Source organism: Pseudomonas phytophila, assembly GCF_025643095.1.
GTDB classification, from domain to species: Bacteria; Pseudomonadota; Gammaproteobacteria; order Pseudomonadales; family Pseudomonadaceae; genus Aquipseudomonas; species Aquipseudomonas quasicaspiana.
Genome location: NZ_CP081201.1, coordinates 1,166,817 through 1,188,223 on the forward strand (window position 1 = coordinate 1,166,817; position 21,407 = coordinate 1,188,223).

21 protein-coding genes and 1 tRNA gene are annotated in these 21,407 nt (G+C 54.9%); 6 read left to right on the plus strand and 16 right to left on the minus strand.

The annotated features are described in order from the left end of the window. From K3169_RS05035 to K3169_RS05055, 5 genes are all read right to left on the minus strand, one after another. Window positions 1–1,887, minus strand: a complete 1,887-nt coding sequence (locus K3169_RS05035) for a hypothetical protein (RefSeq protein ID WP_263270423.1) — start codon at window positions 1,885–1,887, stop codon at window positions 1–3. A 104-nt stretch (window positions 1,888–1,991) separates the two neighbouring features. Beyond that, a complete protein-coding gene (locus tag K3169_RS05040) occupies window positions 1,992–2,171 on the minus strand; it encodes a CrpP family ICE-associated protein (protein WP_263272223.1) in 180 nt (59 codons plus the stop codon). A gap of 423 nt (window positions 2,172–2,594) precedes the next feature. After that, the gene (locus K3169_RS05045) at window positions 2,595–3,044 is read right to left on the minus strand and encodes a single-stranded DNA-binding protein (protein WP_263270425.1); all 450 of its coding nucleotides are present in this window, start codon (window positions 3,042–3,044) and stop codon (window positions 2,595–2,597) included. Window position 3,045: 1 nt separating this feature from the next. After that, on the minus strand, window positions 3,046–3,630 hold the full coding sequence (locus K3169_RS05050) for a DUF3158 family protein (protein ID WP_263270427.1): 585 nt from the start codon (window positions 3,628–3,630) through the stop codon (window positions 3,046–3,048). Beyond that, window positions 3,627–4,409, minus strand: a complete 783-nt coding sequence (locus K3169_RS05055) for a PFL_4669 family integrating conjugative element protein (RefSeq protein WP_263270429.1) — start codon at window positions 4,407–4,409, stop codon at window positions 3,627–3,629. Before K3169_RS05055 ends, K3169_RS05050 begins: the two co-directional genes overlap by 4 nt. A gap of 153 nt (window positions 4,410–4,562) precedes the next feature. On the opposite strand from K3169_RS05055, the gene K3169_RS05060 reads away from it, so the two are divergent. After that, a complete protein-coding gene (locus K3169_RS05060; RefSeq protein WP_263270431.1) occupies window positions 4,563–4,967 on the plus strand; it encodes a mucin 17-like protein in 405 nt (134 codons plus the stop codon). Window positions 4,968–5,029: 62 nt separating this feature from the next. Here the strand turns inward: K3169_RS05060 and K3169_RS05065 are convergent, their stop codons facing one another. Genes K3169_RS05065 through K3169_RS05115 form a run of 11 tightly spaced genes read right to left on the minus strand, consistent with a single transcriptional unit; the run spans window position 5,030 to window position 13,861 of the window. Continuing rightward, window positions 5,030–6,400 carry an STY4528 family pathogenicity island replication protein gene (locus K3169_RS05065; RefSeq protein ID WP_263272224.1) on the minus strand — a complete coding sequence of 457 codons (1,371 nt, stop codon included), beginning with the start codon at window positions 6,398–6,400 and terminating at the stop codon, window positions 5,030–5,032. Further along, window positions 6,400–7,143 carry a DUF2857 domain-containing protein gene (locus K3169_RS05070; protein ID WP_263270433.1) on the minus strand — a complete coding sequence of 248 codons (744 nt, stop codon included), beginning with the start codon at window positions 7,141–7,143 and terminating at the stop codon, window positions 6,400–6,402. The genes K3169_RS05065 and K3169_RS05070 overlap by 1 nt, the downstream gene beginning before the upstream one ends. A gap of 36 nt (window positions 7,144–7,179) precedes the next feature. Beyond that, complete coding sequence (locus K3169_RS05075) at window positions 7,180–8,943, minus strand: ParB family protein (protein WP_263270435.1); 1,764 nt, start codon at window positions 8,941–8,943, stop codon at window positions 7,180–7,182. 2 nt (window positions 8,944–8,945) lie between these two features. Beyond that, window positions 8,946–9,260: an Arc family DNA-binding protein gene (locus K3169_RS05080; RefSeq protein WP_263270437.1), complete on the minus strand. Its 315-nt coding sequence runs from the start codon at window positions 9,258–9,260 to the stop codon at window positions 8,946–8,948. Beyond that, entirely contained in the window at window positions 9,196–9,441 is a 246-nt protein-coding gene (locus K3169_RS05085) for a hypothetical protein (RefSeq protein WP_231672466.1), read from the minus strand. Before K3169_RS05085 ends, K3169_RS05080 begins: the two co-directional genes overlap by 65 nt. Then, complete coding sequence (locus K3169_RS05090; RefSeq protein WP_263270441.1) at window positions 9,438–9,860, minus strand: hypothetical protein; 423 nt, start codon at window positions 9,858–9,860, stop codon at window positions 9,438–9,440. Before K3169_RS05090 ends, K3169_RS05085 begins: the two co-directional genes overlap by 4 nt. A gap of 1 nt (window position 9,861) precedes the next feature. After that, entirely contained in the window at window positions 9,862–10,203 is a 342-nt protein-coding gene (locus K3169_RS05095; protein WP_263270442.1) for a hypothetical protein, read from the minus strand. Next, window positions 10,200–11,546: a replicative DNA helicase gene (dnaB, locus tag K3169_RS05100; protein WP_263270444.1), complete on the minus strand. Its 1,347-nt coding sequence runs from the start codon at window positions 11,544–11,546 to the stop codon at window positions 10,200–10,202. Before dnaB ends, K3169_RS05095 begins: the two co-directional genes overlap by 4 nt. After that, the gene (locus tag K3169_RS05105) at window positions 11,543–12,247 is read right to left on the minus strand and encodes a DUF2786 domain-containing protein (protein ID WP_263270446.1); all 705 of its coding nucleotides are present in this window, start codon (window positions 12,245–12,247) and stop codon (window positions 11,543–11,545) included. The genes dnaB and K3169_RS05105 overlap by 4 nt, the downstream gene beginning before the upstream one ends. After that, window positions 12,244–12,999, minus strand: a complete 756-nt coding sequence (locus K3169_RS05110) for a hypothetical protein (protein ID WP_263270448.1) — start codon at window positions 12,997–12,999, stop codon at window positions 12,244–12,246. The genes K3169_RS05105 and K3169_RS05110 overlap by 4 nt, the downstream gene beginning before the upstream one ends. A 1-nt stretch (window position 13,000) precedes the next feature. After that, window positions 13,001–13,861 carry a ParA family protein gene (locus tag K3169_RS05115; RefSeq protein ID WP_263270449.1) on the minus strand — a complete coding sequence of 287 codons (861 nt, stop codon included), beginning with the start codon at window positions 13,859–13,861 and terminating at the stop codon, window positions 13,001–13,003. A 244-nt stretch (window positions 13,862–14,105) separates the two neighbouring features. Between K3169_RS05115 and K3169_RS05120 the strand changes: the two genes are divergently transcribed. The 5 genes from K3169_RS05120 to K3169_RS05140 all read left to right on the plus strand — a co-directional run bounded on the left by K3169_RS05120 (window position 14,106) and on the right by K3169_RS05140 (window position 21,393). Further along, a tRNA-Pro gene (locus K3169_RS05120) sits at window positions 14,106–14,182 on the plus strand. An 886-nt stretch (window positions 14,183–15,068) separates the two neighbouring features. Then, on the plus strand, window positions 15,069–15,932 hold the full coding sequence (locus tag K3169_RS05125) for an alpha/beta fold hydrolase (protein ID WP_027900131.1): 864 nt from the start codon (window positions 15,069–15,071) through the stop codon (window positions 15,930–15,932). Window positions 15,933–16,031: 99 nt separating this feature from the next. Then, window positions 16,032–17,258: an efflux RND transporter periplasmic adaptor subunit gene (locus tag K3169_RS05130; protein ID WP_263270452.1), complete on the plus strand. Its 1,227-nt coding sequence runs from the start codon at window positions 16,032–16,034 to the stop codon at window positions 17,256–17,258. Then, the gene (locus K3169_RS05135) at window positions 17,255–18,355 is read left to right on the plus strand and encodes an efflux RND transporter periplasmic adaptor subunit (RefSeq protein WP_263270453.1); all 1,101 of its coding nucleotides are present in this window, start codon (window positions 17,255–17,257) and stop codon (window positions 18,353–18,355) included. The genes K3169_RS05130 and K3169_RS05135 overlap by 4 nt, the downstream gene beginning before the upstream one ends. Then, window positions 18,352–21,393, plus strand: coding sequence for an efflux RND transporter permease subunit (locus K3169_RS05140; RefSeq protein WP_263270454.1), 3,042 nt, complete (start codon window positions 18,352–18,354; stop codon window positions 21,391–21,393). Before K3169_RS05135 ends, K3169_RS05140 begins: the two co-directional genes overlap by 4 nt. Window positions 21,394–21,407: the final 14 nt, after the last annotated feature.

Below are 21,407 nucleotides of genomic sequence, written 5' to 3' on the forward strand. Positions count from 1 at the left end.
TCAGAACTCCTCGGCCATGATGCTGTTGACCCAGGCGACGATCTCTTCCCCAAACCTAATGTTGAAGATCGAGTCTGTGTCAGCGTATCGCGCCATCTTCTGGGCGAGGTTAGGCCATTTCAGGTTCACTGGAATAAGGCCGCCCCTGACCGATGCAAAGAACCACTCGAAGGTTTTGAACACCAGTGACTGAGCATTCGGCGTTTCATTTTGATGGTCTCGTAGCTGCACAAGGCTCAAATTCTTGAGCGTCCATTGTCCTGTCAGATGCTCATTGCGATGCGCCCGGAGCACGAGCTCGAAGGAGGCCAGCGGGCGTCCACCAGACCTGATGGATAAGAGCCGACAGTCCCCTAAATAGGCGCGATAGTCGTAGGTGTCGATGCAATGACCCAAAGAGTTATGCTCTCGGTCCAAGTCGGCTGGGCAGCATAATTCAACGATCTGCAGGCCCGTTTCGACGCACGTGATCGGAACCCCATCCAGCAAGAGTGTCGGCCACTGGGTGAGTGAGTCTGATGGATCAGGGGGAATATCCCGCTCAAGCTTCGCCCTGATGTCCTGAAGAGCGATATGAAAAGCATCGACCAGATTGGAGAGCTGACGAAAATTCAACGAACCCAAAAACGCCTGCAGTCGACCTTTGGTGTACATGGCCGTTTCGTGTCCGGCCCTATCAAGGTTGTCGAACAGCTCCCTGAGATCTACCAGTTTTGCCGTCATGCTCGGCCATGCAGGGTCTGTCCAATCTGTAGGACAGCCAGCCAACAGATTATTCATGTCACGCAATGACTGGAGCAACTGCCACGGAATCTTTGACCGGAACAGGTAGAACGACCGCCATTGTGCTTTGGTCTTTGGGCGACGATTACCCAGCCGCGCGCCGGCTACTAGATCGTACCAGCCACCTTCGAGCCCCTCGACATTCAGACGGGTAAGCGCGCTGCCTGTATCATAAACGCGCTGTTGACCAATGTAGCGGATCGAGGACAGAGGAGCCTCCAATAGCCACGCCAACACCTGGTTCAAAGGCGTCCCACTATCAGCAGCTACTCCCGCGAATCCAGCCCCATCCCTTTTGGAATCGTAATCCTGGGATCCGCTGAACTGTTGCAGGTCGGGCCACGGACAGTTTTCAAGTAGGCCATGAGCAATTTGAGGCCAGGGCATTCCTTCGCCGATAACCAGCAATGGAATCAGTACTGGCTGTGCTCGTAACGCCTGCAGTCGACGTTGGCGGTCGCCTTGGGCCAGCCAATTATAAAGTTTGGCTGAAGGGCACTGGACTGAACGCACAGCATGTAAAAGCTCCTGATCCAGACTCTGACAAAACCTCTTGAGATTCGCACCAATACAGGTGATGTAGAACCGGTTACGTGGGCCGTAGAAGCGTTTATTCCTGCCTTCCTGGGTCGTCGCTCCTAAAGTGGCGTTTATCACCGGTTGAATACTAAGGCGTGATTCGTCCACTGCAAGGCTGCGAGCATGTTTGCAGAAAGACGTAAGTAGCGCTTCCCCACTGTCACCAGTAATCAACCTATGAGCCAACTTCAGAGCTCGGCTCGCACTCGGTGCCTGGACCGGTACCTTTTGCTTTTCTGTAAATAAAACCGCTGAGATCAACTGTCCATCGAAGTATTGCAGTTGCCTACCAAACCTTGCCACGGTTGGGCGAGGGACTGAAGTATCGCTGTGGAGCGCGACACACCAGCACCTTGTCGAGGATGTGTGATTGAGATAGTGGAGCATGAACCGCTCACGTTGCTCCGACCACACGTCGAAGTGATCTGCCCAGGTCTTGGCGACCGCGAGCTGACGCTCCGGGAAACTTTCCAATTCGTGCAGGGTGAGGGAGATACCAGGTGGGCAGTTTGCCTCGACACTCATGTAAGTACGCGCTCAAAGTGACTTGAGTCGGCACTGTCCTAGACCAGATGGGCGCTCGCCACGCATAACCGTAAACACGGAGGAGAGGGTTGAACCGTAGTGGGTCAGAACTCGAAGCTCTGCTGTTGCTCCTGGGCAAAACCCTTTAGCCATGACGCACGCATGGCTGGATGCCGGTAGGGGCATTCGTAGACGGGGATGCTTCTGCGTGCAGCTTCGGCCCCTGCGAGCATCACCGCATGGTGAGGATTATTGAAGCGACGACGATCCAAGGATTCGCGCATCGAACTAGAGTCTACGTTCACGAGCGCGGATATCCGTGTTGTAGATCGACACAACCAGAGGCGTCACGAATGAGGCAATTTTTTTCACATGGTCGAGCTGGGTTTGCCTTCGTGGAAGTTTGTTTGCGGTTTTCTCGTGCGCCGATGTCATCCAGCCATGCCCCAAGAGTTTGTTCAATTCATCACACTTTGAAGTACAGCTAACCAACGCAAGCAGAGAATGTTGAATTGAGATCAAACGATATATAAATTCCACTCACCAGGAGAATCACGAATAGTGCGTTTTTCCGGGCGGCAGGCTAATCAGTTGAAAGTCGAGAGTCGTTCATTGTAAGGCGAAAGCGCCGGTGGAGAGAGACGCAGAACCTGTTCCCTCCACCAGCAGCATCACGCAGAAGGCGCGATTTTTTCGGCCAGGGATTGCTACACAGGAATGTCGTCGTCGAAATGAGGTGGCGCGTCATTATGGTTCTGAGCAGGCTGAGCCCGGGATGCGTGTTGCGGTTGGTTTTGCGCAAGATGCACGGCTTCGACCCGGGCTGGCAGGATGCCCACACGTGATGCTTGCACCTTCAGCGCGGTGAACTCTTCCCCATCCTTGCTCCAGCTATCCATGACCGCACGGCCTTGAATCAGCACCCTCATGCCTTTCTGATAAATGCTGGCGTAGTGCTCTGCATCTTTGTGCCAGAACTCGACGTTGGCCCAGAATCCCCCCCTGTCCTCATAGCCTGTGCCATCGGCTTTCGGGATCGAGTTATCGAAGTAAATGTTGAGCCGCAGCAAGCGCCGCGGATCTTTGTTGCCATTGGCAAACTCCTTGAATTCTGGAGCTGAGCCAATATTGCCTTCCCAGTCTACTGATGTGCCCATGTTAGGACTCCTTTTGAGTGTGTGGATGATTACCGCTGGATTGTGAGATCTGTTGCAGCCGTCCTGCGTATACGGCATCTGCCTGGGCCATCTTCTCGGCGCACTCGGCGGCCTGGCGGCCGATGGTATGGACCAGACTTATCTGCATGTTCAAAGCGACGCGCTGCTGTTCCATGGAGTGCAGGTCCTCGAGCAGTGATTCGGGCGTTCTGGGGTCGGCCAATAAAACGGACCAGACATTGACGCCCATCTGGCGTGTGCCCATTTCCTGCCAGCGTAGAAAAACTGTGCCAGCGCTTGTGCGTTGCCGAACCATCCGCACAGGGAGCAGGGTGTAGGGATGTCTGTTTGCCTGGGCCAGCACTTGATCCTCGGCGAGCGCATTCAGATCGGCTTCAAGGGAACGGCATAACTCTGCCAACTGGAGCATCCCCCCCTTACCTTTAAAAGGTTTTAAAAAGCCTTTTAGGAAGGGTGCATGTTGCAGGCCGCTGAAGGCATCCTGTTGCAGGGGGACGAAGGCACACTGTTGCAGGCTGTGCCCTCCTGGAACCAGGTGCGAAGAATTGGCGGTGGTGCTGCTCACTCTTCTGACTCAGAACTAGGCACTGATGTGGACGGCTCTTGGCCCATTGAGATGAAATCATCGCTGCTGTCGTCGAGGTCGTTGTCGCTGATCGCTGTAGCCGCGGCAGTCGCCAGGGCTGGAGCAAACTTGGACTGGCGAGTGCCTTCCAGAATGTCCTGCGGGATCTCACCAAACGACGCGTACATCTCGCGTGCCAGTTCTGAGCGAGCGTTCTTTGCTGCAAAGTCCCCTCGGCTTGCGCCGGAGAATTTGTAGCGTTGGCTCAGGCCAAAGAGGCGTCGCAAAATTGCGGCGCCTTCATCGAGCCATTGGCCTTTGGCGTTGTTGTCGATCAAACCGACGTGGCTGGCCAAAAGAATGCGACGTACCAGTTCGTCATATGCGGTCAGCAGATAGACGGCTTTGAATGCCAGCGGCGTGGATAGAAAGAGGGGCAGGGTGACAGGCTGGACCGAAAGGTTCTGTCCTATGGACAGCATCGCTGGCAATGAAGCCATGACTTCGTCGAGTCTGGTATCGATATCCTTCATCTCCTGCTCGGAGGTCTCGATCTTTTCTTCAATAAGAAGCAAAAACCAATCCGAGTAGGGATCATCCTGCTCACAGCCGCGTTTGATGCGATTCAGGATGTTCGCAAAGCCGCTCAGGCCGATCATGCCTGGCTTGCCCTCGGTGCGTTGACGCCCGAACCAGAGGCGTGAGGCATGGTGGGTGTGCAGGGTCAGATTGACGCTGCTTCGCAAAGAACCAAGGTTGAGCTGAAAGTTGTCAGCCATGCAGAGCGCTTCCTTTATATGAAGTAGTTGGTAGGACGTTGCAAGACTGCCCGCGCGTGTAATCAGTGGTCAGTAACAAACCGTTTCTTTGTCGTTTAGGTTTTGGGTAGATCGGCTGCTCGAGCAACCAGAAGTGATGCCCGTGGCATCGCCTTGATAGGTGTCCGCAGTGATGCCAGTGGCATCACCCTGATCGGTGCCAGAAGTGATGCCCGTGGCATCGCCTTGATAGATGTCCGCAGTGATGCCAGTGGCATCACCCTGATCGGTGCCAGAAGTGATGCCAGTGGCATTACCTTGATCGGTGTCCTGAGTGATGCCAGTGGCATTACCTTGATCGGTGTCCTGAGTGATGCCAGTGGCATCACCTTGATCGGTGTCCTGAGTGATGCCAGTGGCATCACCTTGATCGGTGTCCTGAGTGATGCCAGTGGCATCACCCTGATCGGTGCCTGGAGTGATGCCAGTGGCATCACCTTGATCGGTGTCCTCAGTGATGCCAGTCGTATCACATTGATCAGTACCTGGAGTGATGGACGGGGCATCAATCAAACCTGAGTCCGTTTTGACGTCAGTGGCGTTAACTATATTGCCCGTAAGGTAGCGATGAGTTGGCCTACTCATCTCGGAGTTCTCGGCCGCACGAGCTGCTTGATGGTCAACATCGAGTTACGGCCCGTCAGCAATGAGGACTCGTCACGGCTTTGCGGCGATGACCTTGTGACGGCAGGCTGGGCAGGTTGGCTCGGTTGGTCACGAGGCGCGTTAGGCGGTTGTGACTGAGCTAAGGTGTCCTGCGGATTCTTTACCGCTGTCGGAGGCGCTTGCCATTGCGCATTGAATTCGCCACTTAGAGCTTTCTGCATGCAGCTCAACAGGTAGCCAAACGGGTTGTTCACGGTCCCGCTTTTGCAGCGATGTAGCCATTGATCAAGTAGCGGCTTGCGCAAGTCTGGCTGCACGCGCTGCAGAGCAGTGGTCGCACGGTCACGTTGGTCCTGGGTGAACCGCTCAAACCCTGAAGGCAGATCTGCCTGTTCGATCTGAGTCTCACGCGGTACAGAGCTTTTACATACAGATGTATTTGTATTCGTATACGTACTATATGAGTTCGGAATCCGAACCGAGCTGAATGAGGCTGATTTCAGACTGAGTTCGGATTCCGAACTCGGCTTCTCGGGATTCGCTTGGTCACGATTTTCACTGAATTCGGAATCCGAACTCAGGGAAAACGATCCGCTTTCTTCCTGAGTTCGGATTCCGAACTCAGGTTTGGAGTGGCCTTGCTCAATTGCATTTGGTGCATCGTGCCAACCTTGTTTACGCCATCTGCCCTCTATGACATCAAGCCGTGTTGGTAGCGCTCCGGTGGAATGATTCGGATCGGAAGCAAACTCTTTGAATGCTAGGTCCGCAACAGTTCTGACGGCTTTGTTGGCGTGCTCCAAGGCCTGTCCTATGAGCAGCATGTAGTCTCTGTCCAGCTCCATTGCCTCTACGCAGCCGACTGGTTCGTCATGCAAGATGTACACGTTGCCTTGTACTCGACCGCTGATGGAGTCTCGAACTCTCCGTCCAAGACTTAGCCAGCGGGTGAGCCGAAGTACAGTCAGAGCTTTGGCAACAGTCTCCCTAGAGGCGGATTTGCCAGGCACAGAACCTAGGTATGGGCGCAACTGCTCGTAGGTCGGAAAAGCTGTAATGCCATCCGAGTTGATCAGTAGCCTAAATACCTGCCACGCATTACGCTCCAGCGGTGAAAGCCGGTCATCAAGCAGCAGGCTTCGCGGCACCGTCTCATGTGGATTACCACTAAAAACGATGCCGTCATAAGTTTCTTCGATCCTGGATTCAGTGACCGGATTTTTGGAATCTGTGCCAGTGCTCTGCTGTTGGGCCAGTTTCAATTGCTGGAGCAGCAGATGATTTTGTAGTGCGCCTGCAGCGGCATTAATGGCGCCTCCCAGCGAAGACCGCCGGCTCATCTTCATCACATCCGATCGCCTTCTACCTTGCCTGCGGACTTACTTGCCTGGCTGTGAGTCGATGTTCTGCAGTTCGCGGGAGCGCTTGCTTTTGACTTTTGCCTAGATCCGTCCAGCAATAAAAGACTTGAGGATTTACGCTGCTTGCCTGTGGGATATAGATCCTGAGTCAGCCAGCCTTGAATCTTGTTCCAGACAAGCCCTAAGGTAATTGGATCAGGTAATTGGGTATGCGGCTCTTGAGGAGGGGCGTTAATTTCCTCGGTTAGCATCATGGCGATATCCAGTAAGGCAACTCCGTCGGTATGATCAACACGGTACTCATCCATCAACTGGACGAATCTATGCCATAACGGGGCGTCGTCCGGGATGTCCCGGAATCGTCCAGGCCTTCCTGGAACTCCTACCAGAACCCTCTGCAAAGAGACTTCTTGGGGCGACATGCCAAAGAACTCTTGGAGCATAGGAGTTGTGGCTCCTAGTCGAAGGGCCCGCTGCACAATGCGATTCTCTTCGTCAGTGCGCTCTTTGTTTGAAAGCAGCCGTTTTACCATGTCTGGATCAACAGCCACCCGGCACCAAGTAACTGCTGAGTTCAACAGCACGCTTTGCGAGGAGGGATGCTGGAGCAGCACCAGAATCTCTGGGTCCAACCCCATGTCCAGGCATCGCTTCACTTCACCGTTGCGCAGATGATGTAGGATTTGCGCGACCATGGCTTCATTGAGCGGATTATGTTTTTTCGACATGACTGAACTCCTGTCTTACAACGTCGGAAAAAAACCTCATGGGGTTTGCACCCCGTTCTCCATCTCCAGCTCCACGAGTCGTCGGCCTAGGCGAATAAGTCGGAAAAGTTTAACGATGCATGCATCGTCCAAGCGTCCTTGAAGTACTGCGTCGCGGTCCTCGTATCTCGGACTGCCCAACATCAACTGGCCCAGTGCTGCCGTGAACTGAAACTCGGATACGTCTAGTGGCTGTTCCGGTGACTCCTTAGTCAAAGCGATGGCGTACACACCACTGATGGACTGGAGCAGGGTCAGCGCGTGATTGGCTAGGTTGGTCAGTTCTGAATCGCCTGGAGGTTCTTGGCACAGGAAGCCAAGACCTCCTGGAACATCAATAACGCTGTCAGAACCAATGCCTGAAAGGTGAGCGATCTCGCGTGCCAACTGGGCGATCACTGGCCGTAACTCATCCGGCTGATCCAAGATGCGCTCGATGTACCAGACGTCTGAAATAGGGTGTAATCCACCAGCCTGTACCGGAATTGAAACCAGCGCGTTTGCCTTGAAGTCTGGAAGCTCCTCTCCATCGAGAGCGGCTAATTGACGTTTCACATCAAGCACGCGATCAGTGGTGGCTACCGGAGTGACGACATGGCCAGCAAGTCTTGCTGCACGTTCTTCTTCCGTTAACTCAACTCCTGGCTGCGAAGGTGTGACGTCTGTTTTGGTAATTGTTGGGCGAGGGGGCGCTGTTTTATTTTCTGGCTTCTGGTTCTCAGGGCCCGGAGCAGAGGGAGGAGGGGTACCGTTTTCTAGTGGATCATTCAGTTCTGTGACGCCAGCGGGGGCCTGAGCTGGAACGTAATTGGGCTGGATCTGATGCGCAGGCGACAAGTTGACTTGGGTGTCGATGACTGCTGCTCGTCGCGCCTGGTTCTGATTTTCACTGAGCGCAAGGAGGATCTGCTCGTAGGTGAGCCCGGTTCCCGGCTGCATATGACTGATTAGTTCATCTTGAACTCGTTCGTAGACGAACTCACTTGCATCTCCATCGAACATCGAAAGCACGTCCTGAAACAATGCATCGAAGTCTGAAGTTTGAGCGTTGCCATCCGTGTGCGTGGTCCAAGTCAGGCTCGCGGCCTTCCGAAGGGAAAGCAGGCGCTCGACCTGAGGTTTCCCTAACCCGGAATATAGCGCAGCGGGTATCACTGGTAGAAGGCAACGAACTGTTTCCTGCATTCGGCTGATGTGCGACTGGGAAACTGGGTATCCATCTTCGCGCAGCTTCCTGACCAGCTCTCTTTGTGAAATTGCCTCTCCTGCCTCTTTTTCGTAAATAGCGCGTGCGTTCTCAATGCCCACCGCTCTTTCGATGAACATCAGGGCGCCGCGTAAGTCGTTTTCGGAAAGGTGACCCGTAAGCGCGATTATCTCCCCTCGCGCACCGTCCCAAGGGCGAAACAGAACGTTGATTCTATAAAAGCGCTCATCCCCGGTTTCGCTGTACAGCTCCCGGAGGATGGACAACCTCGTGTTACCGCCATTGTTGATGGTGTACTTGCTCTCCCCGGGGCGACGGGTGACTGACGGTGGCTGGTCCAGCCCCCGCTGCCGAATTGAGTCCTTGATCTCTTGGTACTTTGCATTGGTAACGGTACGAGGGTTGTGCTCGTAAGCTTTCATCTCGTCTAACGTCAACACCATAGGTGTGTCAGCAATGGGATCTGGCAAGCGATCCACTGCGGGTCCAGATCGACTAAATGAGCCTTTGAGTAACTTCCCAGATATTTCATCTGCCGTAAGTTTGGTTGCCATGGTTATTGACCCGCCTCAGGAAGCTGGAGAACGTTGCTAGCCGGCTCACCGCCTTTGAGCAACATGTCGATCACTGCTTTCAGTCTCAGGATTTCGAGATCCTGACGCAGGCTTGAATCAATTCGATTGACGATCTCCGCGTTCATTGAGCGGTGGTTGGCTTTCGCAATTTTTCGCACGCGAGTTCGCATTCCGGTAGGAAGCCGCACGACAAACTTCTCTTCCTTATCGTCGCTGATGCACTCGATTTCTTTATTCAACATGGCTTTCTCCATCATGACTGAGGCTTTGTGCGCGGCGCAGTTGAGCGCGAGCATTAAGGCCGGCCCTGTGGTCGCTTGGTGTGAAAGAGGTGTAGATGGGGCAGCAGCCACCCTTGGTGAATTTGACGTGACCACCACGCGTGCGCTGGACTACCCAGCCCTGGGCTATAGCGAATAGGGCCAAATCCTGAAGAGCTTTTTTTGCCCCACGTAGTGGATGATTTACAGTCGTCATGATCGTGCCCTGGCATTGCTGAAAGCCGCAGAGCGAAATGGGATTTGGTAGCGACGCGCGATCGCTTCACACCGTTTGCGCGTCTGGTTGAGAGTCGTAGCTGCTGATGCTAGCGACGCACCGGCTGTGCATTGAGCTCTTAACAAGCGTGAGAGCTCGGTGTCGTTTAAAGCCTTAGCGGGGTTCTGCACTTGGACGTCTGCCGCTACTACCGATGCAGCACAACTCTTCAAGTGCGCAGCCTTTTCCGCATTTATGATGAAAGTCTGTGTACTGGATCGCTGATTGCTCTCAACTTGGTAGATGGATCCCCCGCTGCTAAGGAAGTCGGCCAATGCCTTTTCAATGCGCTGTCGGTCTTGCTCTCGGTCCAACTGAGTCGGTAGATCTTCTGCGGCGCTGTTCTGATGAAGCGTCATGTCATACACCTCCCAATCCGTTCAACTTGTTACCCGACTGGATCTCAAGGATCTCTACCTCGTGATCAACAAAAGTCTCGGTTAGCTGCTGCATGAATGCTTTGCGCGAGTTACCCGAATCCATACGAAACACAACGGTGTACTCGGAACTGCTCGGGACTTTATTGAGAGCACTGACCACCCACTCAGAGTCCACGAGTTCAAGTTGAACAATTTCACCGCTAAAGCACTTTGGGCATTCCCGCCTACCATCAGCCCCCGGCATCACTGCGTTGTTCGGGTGGTGATGTCCGCAATTGCGACACTCATGCGTAATAGAGAGGGGCTGTTTACGCTCGCTCATGCTTGAGCTCCTTGCCAAGTGCTGGCCGAGAGATTTTCAAAACGGGTGTGCTGGGGGATGAAAGCGGTTCTGACCGTGCCGAGCGAGCCATTTCTGTGCTTGCCAAGAATCAGTTCTGCTATGCCTTTGTGTTCGGTATCCGGGTGGTACACCTCATCCCGGTACACGAAAAGAATCAGGTCAGCGTCTTGTTCCAATGCGCCTGAGTCACGAAGGTCAGCGTTGATGGGGCGCTTGTTTGGGCGTCTCTCAAGCTCTCTGTTCAACTGAGAAAGCGCTACCACCGGGCAGTTAAACTCCTTGCCTAGAGCCTTGAGTGAACGGGAGATCTCACTGATTTCATTCGCCCTGTTTTCTTTACCTGGGCACTGCATCATTTGCAGGTAATCGACCATTATCAGAGCTGGCTTTCCAAATCGCCTTGCGCCCCGCCGGGCGCGGGCACGTATTGCCGATGGAGTAAGTCCCGCTTGATCGTCGATTACTAGGCGGTCCCCGTAGGCATTAATTCTGGCGACCGCCATTGAGAGCTTCGGCCAGTCCTCATCTTCAAGCTGGCCACGTATCAGCTTCTCCAGATTCAGATGTCCTAAAATGGACAGGAGTCTGTAAATAATGGCCTCGGCAGGCATCTCCAAACTGTAAAACTGGACGGTGGACTCGGTATCTTTTTGAAGCGCAGCGTCAACGAAATTGAGTGCCAGGCTGGTTTTACCCATAGACGGCCTGGCAGCAAGGATGATCAGATCAGCTGGCTGCAATCCACCGGTCAACTCGTCCAGATCTGCAAGCCCTGTAGGCACGCCAACCACCGACTCTCCGGCATTGAATCGAAGATCGATCTTGTCGACTACCTGCAGCAGCATCTGGTTGACGTCAACGAAGTCGGAAGTCTGGTGGCCTTGTCCCAAAGCAAACAGCTGCTGCTCGATGACGTCCTGCACGACGCTCGCATCCGCTTGAGGATCCGAAGCCTCCCGTGCACAGCCATACCCATGCGAAATCAAACGTCGCAGATGAGCTCGGTTGCTTACGGTGTCAGCGTATGCCTTGATGTTGGCAACGGAAGGGGTGTTCATGGCGATTTCGCCCAGGTAACCCAAGCCACCGGCTTCATCAATCTCTCGCATCGAATCGGAAACCGTGACCACGTCAAATGGTCTGTTCGACTCAGCAAGCGTGGCAATGCTCTGGAAAATTAGCCGGTGCTCACGCCTAAAGAAATCATCAGCTTTGATACGGTCTGCGATCAGGTCCCACGATTCGTTGTCGAGCATCAGGCCGCCTAGCACTGCCTGTTCCGCTTCAACCGAATGGGGAGGAGACATATCTGAAATATTCATCGTGCTCCCCCGATTCTTGCTGCAGCCGGGGGGTGTTGATCGACGCCTCTGTGTAAAGCAGCTGTAGAACCTTGCTGCCACCCTTGATGTTGAGATCTGAGGTCGTGACCCTTAACAGCGGTAGACTCAAGCTCTTTTTCGATCACGGTAGGGTGGTGCAAGCTGAGGTAAGCTCTTATCGCTTGCTGAGTTTCAGCGTTTTGCTGACCGGCGAATTTGTAAACGTTGGTGGCCACTGCATCTATCCATGCTTCGGCAAAAATCCGTCCACGTCGTCTTTTGGTGGTTGGATTGCAGCGCTTGAGCTGCGAAACGTGCTGACGACGCGCCGCTACAAGCTGCAGATGAAGCGCTGAATAGGCATAGCTGGCCAGATCCGGCGATACCCCTAAACCGATAAACTTGAAATGCCAGTCTCCAGGCCGCGCTTGGTACGCAATGCAATCGCAGTCGAAAGCGCTCGCGCATGTGCTTGCCAGACTGTGTAGCCAACTAGCAGGCGCTCTCTTCGTACCCGCAGATGCTGAGGCCTCGCAGGCGAGGTGGGCGTCCACCTCAATCTCTTCGAGCTGGTACTGCTCCATAAGCTTGCGGCCTTGCCGCAGGGCTGTCTCAGCCTCATTTGGAGAAGCACCCGTAGAGCGAGCCAAAGCGAAGCACTTGATGACTTTGTCGATTATCCGTTGTCGGTCAATACTCATGGCTGCACCTCAGGTTGTACCCCGGATGCAAGAGCCTCTTTCCAGAGCCTGAGGGTTTCATGTTCTTCAGCTGTGAGCGCGGCTGTAGCATTCTCCTCACGGACTTTCGCCTGCAGAGCGGCTAGCCGATCCTCGACGTCAGATCCATCGTCGTAAGAGATGTCATTAGTCAGTGCCTCGACGAGGTGTATACGAAGCGAGCCGAGGCAACTGACTCGGTAAGCGGTCACGCTTGTCCAACCAATCAGTTTGCTGAACGGCGTCAGTAAAGTGCTTCGGATCTGGCTATTAAGCTCGACGGTGGAGTAGAAGCTGTCATATGCCCCGATGCGGTTGAATAACAGCACCGTCCTCAGGAGCTCAAGCTTCTGGTCCAGGCTCTCAATGGGCAGAGGATATGTAGCAGCAATCAGTTGTTTCGCTCTTGCGTTTCGCGTGTCCTGCCGACGTTTGGCCGCTTTCTCGTCGCGGACACGTTTTTCCTTGGCATGCTCGACTTGAGCGTTCACTGATTCGAGCAGCTGCGCGGCCTGTGAGATGAGCTCACGGTGTTCCACGCTCAAGTAATCACCCAGTCGGCTAATCAAGCCGCGGCCCATCTTATGGCCGGAGCTTAAATTGCGGAGCTCCCGTGACGTGCTCGTAAGCTTGGTCTGAGCGGCGCGTAAGAGCGATGAGTTGTACTGCTCGTTTAGCTTGAGCATCAATTCTGGAGTAATGCCGGAAGCTTCCGTGAGATTTGTCTTCGCCATCTCATTGACCCCCTTTTACCAGGGCCTCTACGGCGGACTCAGTCATCGTTTCAAAACGTTCTGCCCATTGAGGAAAAAGCTCAATCGCAAGTTCTCGAATGACCTGAAGCGCGCTCGGCGCTCGTCGGTTGGAAGGTTTTTTGTATTCGAGCCGATGTGCCGACACGCCTGCCGTAGATCCCTCACGAAAAATTACTGACGCAGGGACTGTGCTTTTGAGGACATCGATTTCCATGTTGTCCGCGAAGGTCTTTCTGATGGCGTCATGAATTCCGCGAGCATCAACTGTCTGGTCGAGACAGTTGACTACAACCTTGATAGGAGGGACGTGCAGGCCGAGCCTTGAGTATGGACGCAGTCCTTCAAGCATTTGCAAAGTGCCACGGTTAAATTCCCGTGCGCTGAGCATGTTCGGTGGCAAGGGGGAAACAGCAAGATCTGACGCCAGTACGACCATCTCCAACATGACGCTTCGTGCGCCCTGGGTGTCAATGAGAATCAGGTCGAATTGACCTTCGAAAGCTTTCAGCAGAGAAGCCAATCGCAGACGACCGTCCGCTGCCTGAAGCAGGAGGCTAATCAACTGGTTGTTGGGGTCGTTCGATAAGACCAAGGACAGGTTCGGGATGCTTGTCCTCGATATGATTCGCTCTGGATCAGTCAGATTATGTGCGATGAGGTCGAATATGCCGCCGCTGACTTCCTGTGCCATTGGGTAATAGGAGGACAGTGAAGGCTGTACAGGGTCCATGTCGAGGAGGAGGACCCTTAAGCCGGCGTCGGCGCAGAAGCCGCCTATGTTGGCAGCCAGAGTGGTTTTACCGACACCACCTTTGGTGGACAAAAGCGAAGTTACGTGCATGATTTAAAGCCTCTAATGGGGACATTAGAGACTGCGGATTGGATCCAGAGCCTTCATCAGGAGGTTCTGCCTAAGCTGAGGGTGTGAAACCAGTTGGCTTTTAACCAATTGGTCGTAGGTTCGAATCCCACACGACCCACCATTTTTGGCCTCAGCAGCAATGCCGGGGCCGAATCTTATAGATCTGATGCCAATCGCATCAGATCGCAGACGGCTAGTTGAGGCGTCTTTAAAAAGTTTCACCCGGGGTATAGCGCAGTCCGGTAGCGCGCCTGCTTTGGGAGCAGGATGTCAGGAGTTCGAATCCCCTTACCCCGACCATCTTCACAAAAAAGCCTGATTTAAGCCTTGTGCTCAGATCGGGCTTTTTTGCGTCTGCGTTTTTTTTTGGTTTGCGACGTCACTTACGCTCCGCCTGAAGGATTGCAAATCCCGGTAGGAGGCAACTTGTTGGCGATGCGGTAGAAGGGGCGACTCGAAAACAACGCCTCGCGAGCAAGTTCGGTCTCATGTAATCGCATGCAACGACTGGATTGAAATGCATTTTCTGTAGGAGCTGCCGAAGGCTGCGAGACATTTCTTCTGATACACCGCGATCGCAGCCTTCGGCAGCTCCTACAAGTCCTGTGTTTGCCGCGAAACAGTGCGGCACCTTTTCCGTTTCAAGGTCGCGTCCCTGTCAGCTATACGCCTACTTGCGTCGCTGGACATCGCCAGCACCACGTGAAAACCCTCTTCCAAAAACGCGTCAAATTAATTGCGGCCTTTGAAGTCGGCGAGCATCAACGCGTCTAAATCAACGTTTCGGGTTGCAAGTCACAAGAAAAATCGAAAAGTTCCGCCTGAAGTTGTAACGATATGTTTCAAGAAATTGCCGATTTTGTCACATATCGGCCTCCACGAGCCATCAGAAAAATTGAAAGACATCCAGTCTCTATTGCTCTTGAAGGCCCGTGAACAATAGTTGGATCCAATGTCTGAACTCTCGTTTCCTTTCGAAAATAGCGCTTAGCCATTTTTATGACGCCAACAGGGTGTCGTTTTTTGCTCTCTTATTCGTTAACAATAGCGTTAATCGATTCAGCTTATCGATGCACCTAAAAACAAGAACTCAACGGATTTTGCCTGTAACCGGGTGAGGCTTTGGCATGGCAGCCGAAGCAGAGAACTTAAAAACTATTGGAATTACGAAAGCTAGGAGGCTGTCATGGGTGCGCAAACAAAGATTCTGGATGTCGAAGAGTTCAAGATCTATACCGAAACTTACTGGAAAAGTGATAGTGCCAAGACCGTTCTACTCGTCAATGGCGCGCTGTCGACCACCGGCTCGTTTGGTCAGACGGTGAAGTACCTGGCCCCACACTTCAATCTGGTGCTGTTCGATCTTCCGTTCTCCGGCCAGTCCAAAGCTCACAATCCTGGCGATACGATTGTGACCAAGGAAGACGAAGTCAGAATTCTTCTGAATATTATTAATCTCTACAAAATCAATTACTTGCTTTCAGTATCCTGGGGTGGCGTTTCCGCGTTGCTGGCGCTTTCCGAGTCGCCCGCGTCAGTTGAGAAAGCGATCATCAGCTCGTTCTCGCCAGTGCTCAATGAGCCGATGCTGGACTACATCGACAAGGCACAGCTCTACCTTGCCGCACGTGAAAAACGAAAAATCGGTTCGTTGCTTAACGACACCGTGGGCAAGTACCTGCCGCGACTTTTCAAACTGTATAACTACAAACACCTGATCAGCCTTGCTGAACATGAATACGGCCAGATCGACTTTCACATCAGCCAGATTCGTAAACTCAGTGCCAGTAATTACGTTGAGCGTTTCTCTTCTATCAAGATCCCAGTGTTGTTCGTCAATGGCGAGAAAGATGAATACACCACCGTTGAAGATGCCCGCAGTTTCTCCACGTACATAGCGCAAAGCAGCTTCAATGTTGTGCCCGATACCGGCCACTTTCTCGACCTTGAGAGCAAGGCCGCCTGGTTGAACTCGCAGAAAACCGTCCTGAGTTTTCTCGGTGCACAGAAAGAAATCAGTCATGCCTGGCCTGAAGCCGCGATTGCCTGAGGCGCAGAACGGCCTTCTGGCTGTTTGGTAGCGGGTCTTCGTTCTGACACCCAGTCTTCGGGTGTGGCGATACTTCACTGGGCTGTGGCTTTGTCGTTGATGAATATTTCTTGTGCTGTGCAATTGTGCGGGTGTTGTGGTGTGGCCGGAAATTCCCGGTTTTTGAATCCTGGAAGGGTTGTTCGCCAGCCTTGGCTGGCGCTGGGACTCAACGTTTTGCTGTTGCTTTCCCTCAGTGGCTGTTCTGACGATAAGCCTGTGTCGAAAACACTGGTCCGTGTGGCGGTTCAGGAAGTGGTTTCTTCCGACATCCTGACCAGCGTCGAGCTGACAGGCGATATCCAGGCGCGCAAGGTCACGGAGCAGGCTTTTCGGGTGTCCGGCAAGCTTGTGCAGCGCTTTGTCGATGTGGGCGATCGTGTGCGAGCGGGGCAGCGGTTGGCAAAGCTCGACCCGCGAGAGCAAAACACTGAACTGGCATCGGCCGATGCAGAAGTCGCCGCCAGAGAATCGCGACTGCGTTTGGCGCAAACCAATTACCAGCGTCAGCAAACGTTGCTGCCCAAGGGCTATACCAATCTCAGCGAGTATCAAAAAGCGCAGTCTGCGCTGGAGAGTGCGCGGGGCGATCTTGCCGCGCTGAAAGCGCAGCAGGCCAATGCGCGCGACCAATTGAGCTACACCGAACTGGTTGCGGTGGCCGACGGCATCATCACGGCACGTCATGCCGAAGAAGGTCAGGTGGTGCAGGCCGCCACACCTGTTTTCAGTCTTGCCCATGATGGCGAGCGAGAAGCGGTATTCGCGGCCTACGAATCGTTGCTGGAATCTGACCAGCCGGGTCGCCGCGTACGTGTTCGCGGTCTGGGCAATCCGGACCTGACGCTGTCCGGCAGGATCCGTGAGATCACTCCGATTGTCTCCTCTGCCAGCGGCACCCTTCGGGTACGAGTCGCGCTGCAAGATGCTCCCGCCAATCTTGCCCTGGGCACCGTGGTCAGCGCGAAGCTGGATTCTCAGGCCCGCAAGGCTTTCACTCTGCCATGGTCGGCTCTGAGTCGCAGTCACGGCAAACCCGCAGTCTGGCGCGTAGACGAGCAGAGCCGCGTGCGTCTGGTTGAAGTGCAGGTGTTGCGTTATGAGCAGGGTCACGTAGTCATCGCATCCGGAGTAGCAGAGGGTGACTGGGTGGTTTCCCGCGGTCTGCAGTTTTTGTATCCGGGGCAGAGAGTCGATGTCGCTGCGCGCGAGGGCCATGACAAGAATGACGACAAGAACGATGACAACAGCAACGTCATCGCTTTGGCAGCGGAGACGAGTCGATGAAGGTCACCGTCATCCGTATCCTTTTGATCTGCAAAGTCTGGTTGTTCTGCATCATTTTCATGATGGTCGCGGGCTGCCGTGACAAGCCTGTGCGCGAGGTTGTCGAGCGGCCTGTGTTGTTTATCGAAATGGTCGACGCGCAGCAGCATGTTCACGGCCGCTTTGCGGGCAGCATTCAGCCGCGCTACGAAGTTGAACTGGGTTTTCGAGTGGCAGGCCGCATTGCAACGCGTCAGGTCGAGATCGGTGACAGGGTTCGTCGGGGCGATCTTCTCGCCACCCTTGAGCCCAGCAATCAGCAAAACCAACTGCGTGCCCGGCAGGCAGAACTGAACAAGGCCCAAGCGACCTGGCAGCAATTGAGCGCAGAGCGGCAGCGCTATCAGCAACTGATCGAGCGGGGTGTGGGTGCTCAGGCGCGACTGGATCAGATGAGCGGTGATTTGCAAACCCAGGACGCCATGCTCAGTCAGGCCCGCAATGCGTTGCTGCAAGCCACTGATCATCTGTCCTACACACGTTTGCTGGCTGAGTTCGATGGCGTGGTCACTGATTGGCATGGCGAGGTCGGTCAGGTGGTTGCGACCGGTCATCCGGTCGTCAGCCTCGCCCGACCTGAAAGCCGCGAAGCCGTGGTTGATCTGCCGCTGGATCTGGTTGCCACTCTGAATCAGAGCATTCGGATTCAAGTGATTTCCCAGCTCAATCCGCAGGCTTTTGTCGCCGCCCGTGTGCGTCAGTTGTCGCCACAGATTGATCCGACGACACGCACCCAGCGTGTACGGCTGACGCTGGATTCCGTACTTGACAGTTTTCGGCTGGGTTCAACGGTGAGCATTGAGATCAGCAGTGTCGCCGATTCGTTTCGCGAACTGCCGGGCAGCGCTGTGCTGGAGCGCGAGGGCCAGGCGCGGGTGTGGGTCATTGATCCGCAGTCTGCGACCGTGAGCTCCCGCGATGTAACCATTTTGGCCCGACACGGCGCGTCGGTGCGTGTGCAGGGTGAGCTGCGTGACGGTGACAAGGTGGTCATCGCCGGAGTCAACGGTCTGAGAGCAGGACAGAGAGTTCGTATGGATCGCGAGGTCAGTTTGTGAGGGAGCGTTTTAACCTGTCTGCCTGGGGGCTTCGGCACCGCACACTGGTCTGGTACATGATGTTCGTTTCACTGCTGATGGGAAGCTGGTCGTTCATGAATCTTGGGCGTGAGGAGGATCCCTCGTTTGCCATCAAGACCATGGTTATTCAAGCTCGTTGGCCCGGTGCGACGCTGCAGGAGACCTTGCAGCAGGTCACTGACCGCATGGAAAAGAAGCTCGAGGAAATCGATGCGCTGGACTATGTGAAGAGCTACACCCTGGCCGGTGAGTCGACGCTGTTTGTCTTCCTCAAGAGCGACACGCACAGCGCTGACATTCCCGCCGCCTGGTATCAGGTGCGCAAGAAGATCATGGACATTCGGGGTGAACTGCCCGAAGGCATTCAAGGGCCTGCGTTCAACGACGAGTTCGGTGATGTCTTCGGCAGCATCTATGCGTTTACCGCCGACGGGCTTTCTTTTCGTCAGTTGCGCGACTATGTCGAGCAAGTCAGGGCGGACATCCGAAGTGTGCAGGACCTGGGCAAGATCGAGTTGTTGGGGGCGCAACGTGAAGTGATCTACCTGAACTTCTCCATGCGCAAGCTGGCGGCGCTGGGGATTGATCAGCGGCAGGTCATCGCCAGTCTGCAAGCGCAGAACGCAGTAACGCCGGCCGGTGTCATCGAATCCGGTCCGGAAAGGATTGCAGTGCGCACCAGCGGCCAGTTCACGGATGAAAGTGACCTGCAAGCCGTCAACCTGCGCTTCGGTGACCGCTTCTTTCGCCTGAGTGATCTGGCGACGGTGGAGCGCCGTTATGCCGATCCACCAAGCTCGATGTTTCGCTTCAACGGCCAGCCAGCGATTGGTCTGGCCGTGGCCATGAAGCAGGGCGGCAATATTCAGGATTTCGGCATGCGCTTGCAGCAGCGTATGGATGCGCTGACCAGTGAGCTGCCGTTGGGTATTGATGTGCATCTGGTGTCGAGTCAGGCCGAGGTGGTGGACAAGGCTATCGGCGGCTTCACGCGTGCGTTGTTCGAGGCGATTCTGATTGTGCTGGTGGTGAGCTTCCTGAGCCTGGGCATCCGTGCCGGGCTCGTCGTGGCGTGTTCAATCCCGCTGGTGTTGGCGCTGGTTTTCGTCTTCATGGAGTACAGCGGCATTACCATGCAGCGTATTTCTTTAGGGGCACTGATCATCGCGCTGGGGCTGTTGGTGGACGACGCGATGATCACCGTGGAAATGATGGTGACCCGGCTTGAGGGCGGCGACTCGTTGCAGCAGGCGGCCACGTTTGCCTACACCTCCACGGCATTCCCTATGCTGACAGGCACGTTGGTGACGGTCGCCGGTTTCGTGCCGATTGGCTTGAACTCCAGTTCGGCGGGTGAGTACGTATTCACCATGTTTGCGGTGATCGCAGTGGCGTTGCTGCTCTCATGGCTGGTGGCAGTGTTATTTGCGCCGCTGATTGGCGTGCACATCCTCAAAGTACCCAAAGCTCATCATCATTCAGGCGGCGCCTGGATGTCGGGGTTCAGGCGGGCGCTGTCAGGAGCGCTCAAGCATCGCTGGTGGGTAATCGGCTTTACCGTGCTGGTGTTCGTCGGGTCGCTGTTCGCGGGCAAGTTACTGCAAAACCAGTTTTTCCCGGATTCGGATCGTCCGGAAATTCTCGTCGATATCTACATGCCGCAGAACGGCTCCATCGACGGTACGCGTCAGGTCATGGACCGCCTCGAAGCCACGCTCAAGGACGATCCGGACGTGTTGCACTGGAGTTCTTACGTCGGCAAAGGCGCGGTGCGTTTTTACTTGCCGCTGGATCAGCAATTGAGTAATCCGTTTTATGGCCAACTGGTCATCGTCAGCCGTGGCGGGGAGGGCCGTGATCAGCTGATCGAGCGTTTGCGTCAGCGTTTTCGCGATGACTTCGTGGGCGTTGGCGGCTACGTGCAGCCGCTGAACATGGGGCCTCCGGTGGGTTGGCCTGTGCAATATCGGGTCAGCGGTCCTGACATCGAGCAAGTCCGCAGCCAGGCCATGGCTCTGGCGGCGATCCTGGATGCCAACGCTAATATCGGGCAGGTCATCTACGACTGGAACGAGCCCGGCAAAGTACTGAAGATTGATATCGCTCAAGACAAGGTGCGCCAGTTCGGCCTGTCTTCCGAAGACGTGGCGCAGATTCTCAACAGCCTGGTGTCCGGCACCAGCATCACCAAGGTTCGCGATGATACCTATCTGGTCGATCTGGTCGGGCGTGCCGAAGCCAGTGAGCGGACCTCGCTGCAAACCTTGAGCAACCTGCAGATTCCGGTGCCCGGCGGGACCAGTGTGCCATTGATGGCCTTCGCCAGTTTGAGTTACGAGCAGGAGCAACCGCTGGTCTGGCGTCGCGACCGGCTGCCGACCATTACCCTGAAAGCCAACGTACTTGGCCATCTGCAACCGGCGGCGCTGGTGCGTGAGTTGCGTCCGCAGGTCGAGGCGTTCAGTGCGGCTTTGCCCGTGCGCTATTCGGTGGCTACCGGTGGAGCGGTCGAAGCCAGCGCTCGTTCTCAGGGGCCGATTCTGAAAGTTGTGCCACTGATGCTGCTGTTGGTTGCGACCTTTCTGATGATTCAGTTGCAGAGTGTGAAGAAACTGATGCTGGTGGTCAGCGTGGTGCCGCTAGGGTTTATCGGAGTCGTTGCTGCGCTGTTGTTGACGGGGTACCCGCTGGGTTTCGTGGCGATCCTCGGGGTGCTGGCGCTGATCGGGATCATCATCCGTAACTCGGTGATTCTGGTCACGCAGATCGACGAGTTCATGGCGGCTGGAGAAGAGGCGTGGACCGCTGTGGTCAAGGCCACCGAGCATCGCTGTCGCCCGATCCTGCTGACGGCGGCGGCAGCAAGTCTGGGCATGATCCCGATAGCGCGAGAGGTATTCTGGGGGCCGATGGCCTACGCCATGATCGGCGGCATTGCGATTGCTACCGTCCTGACACTGTTTTTTCTGCCCGCGCTGTATATGGTTTGTTACGGCATCAAACCGCCTAGGGCATAGGCGATTCTTGCGGT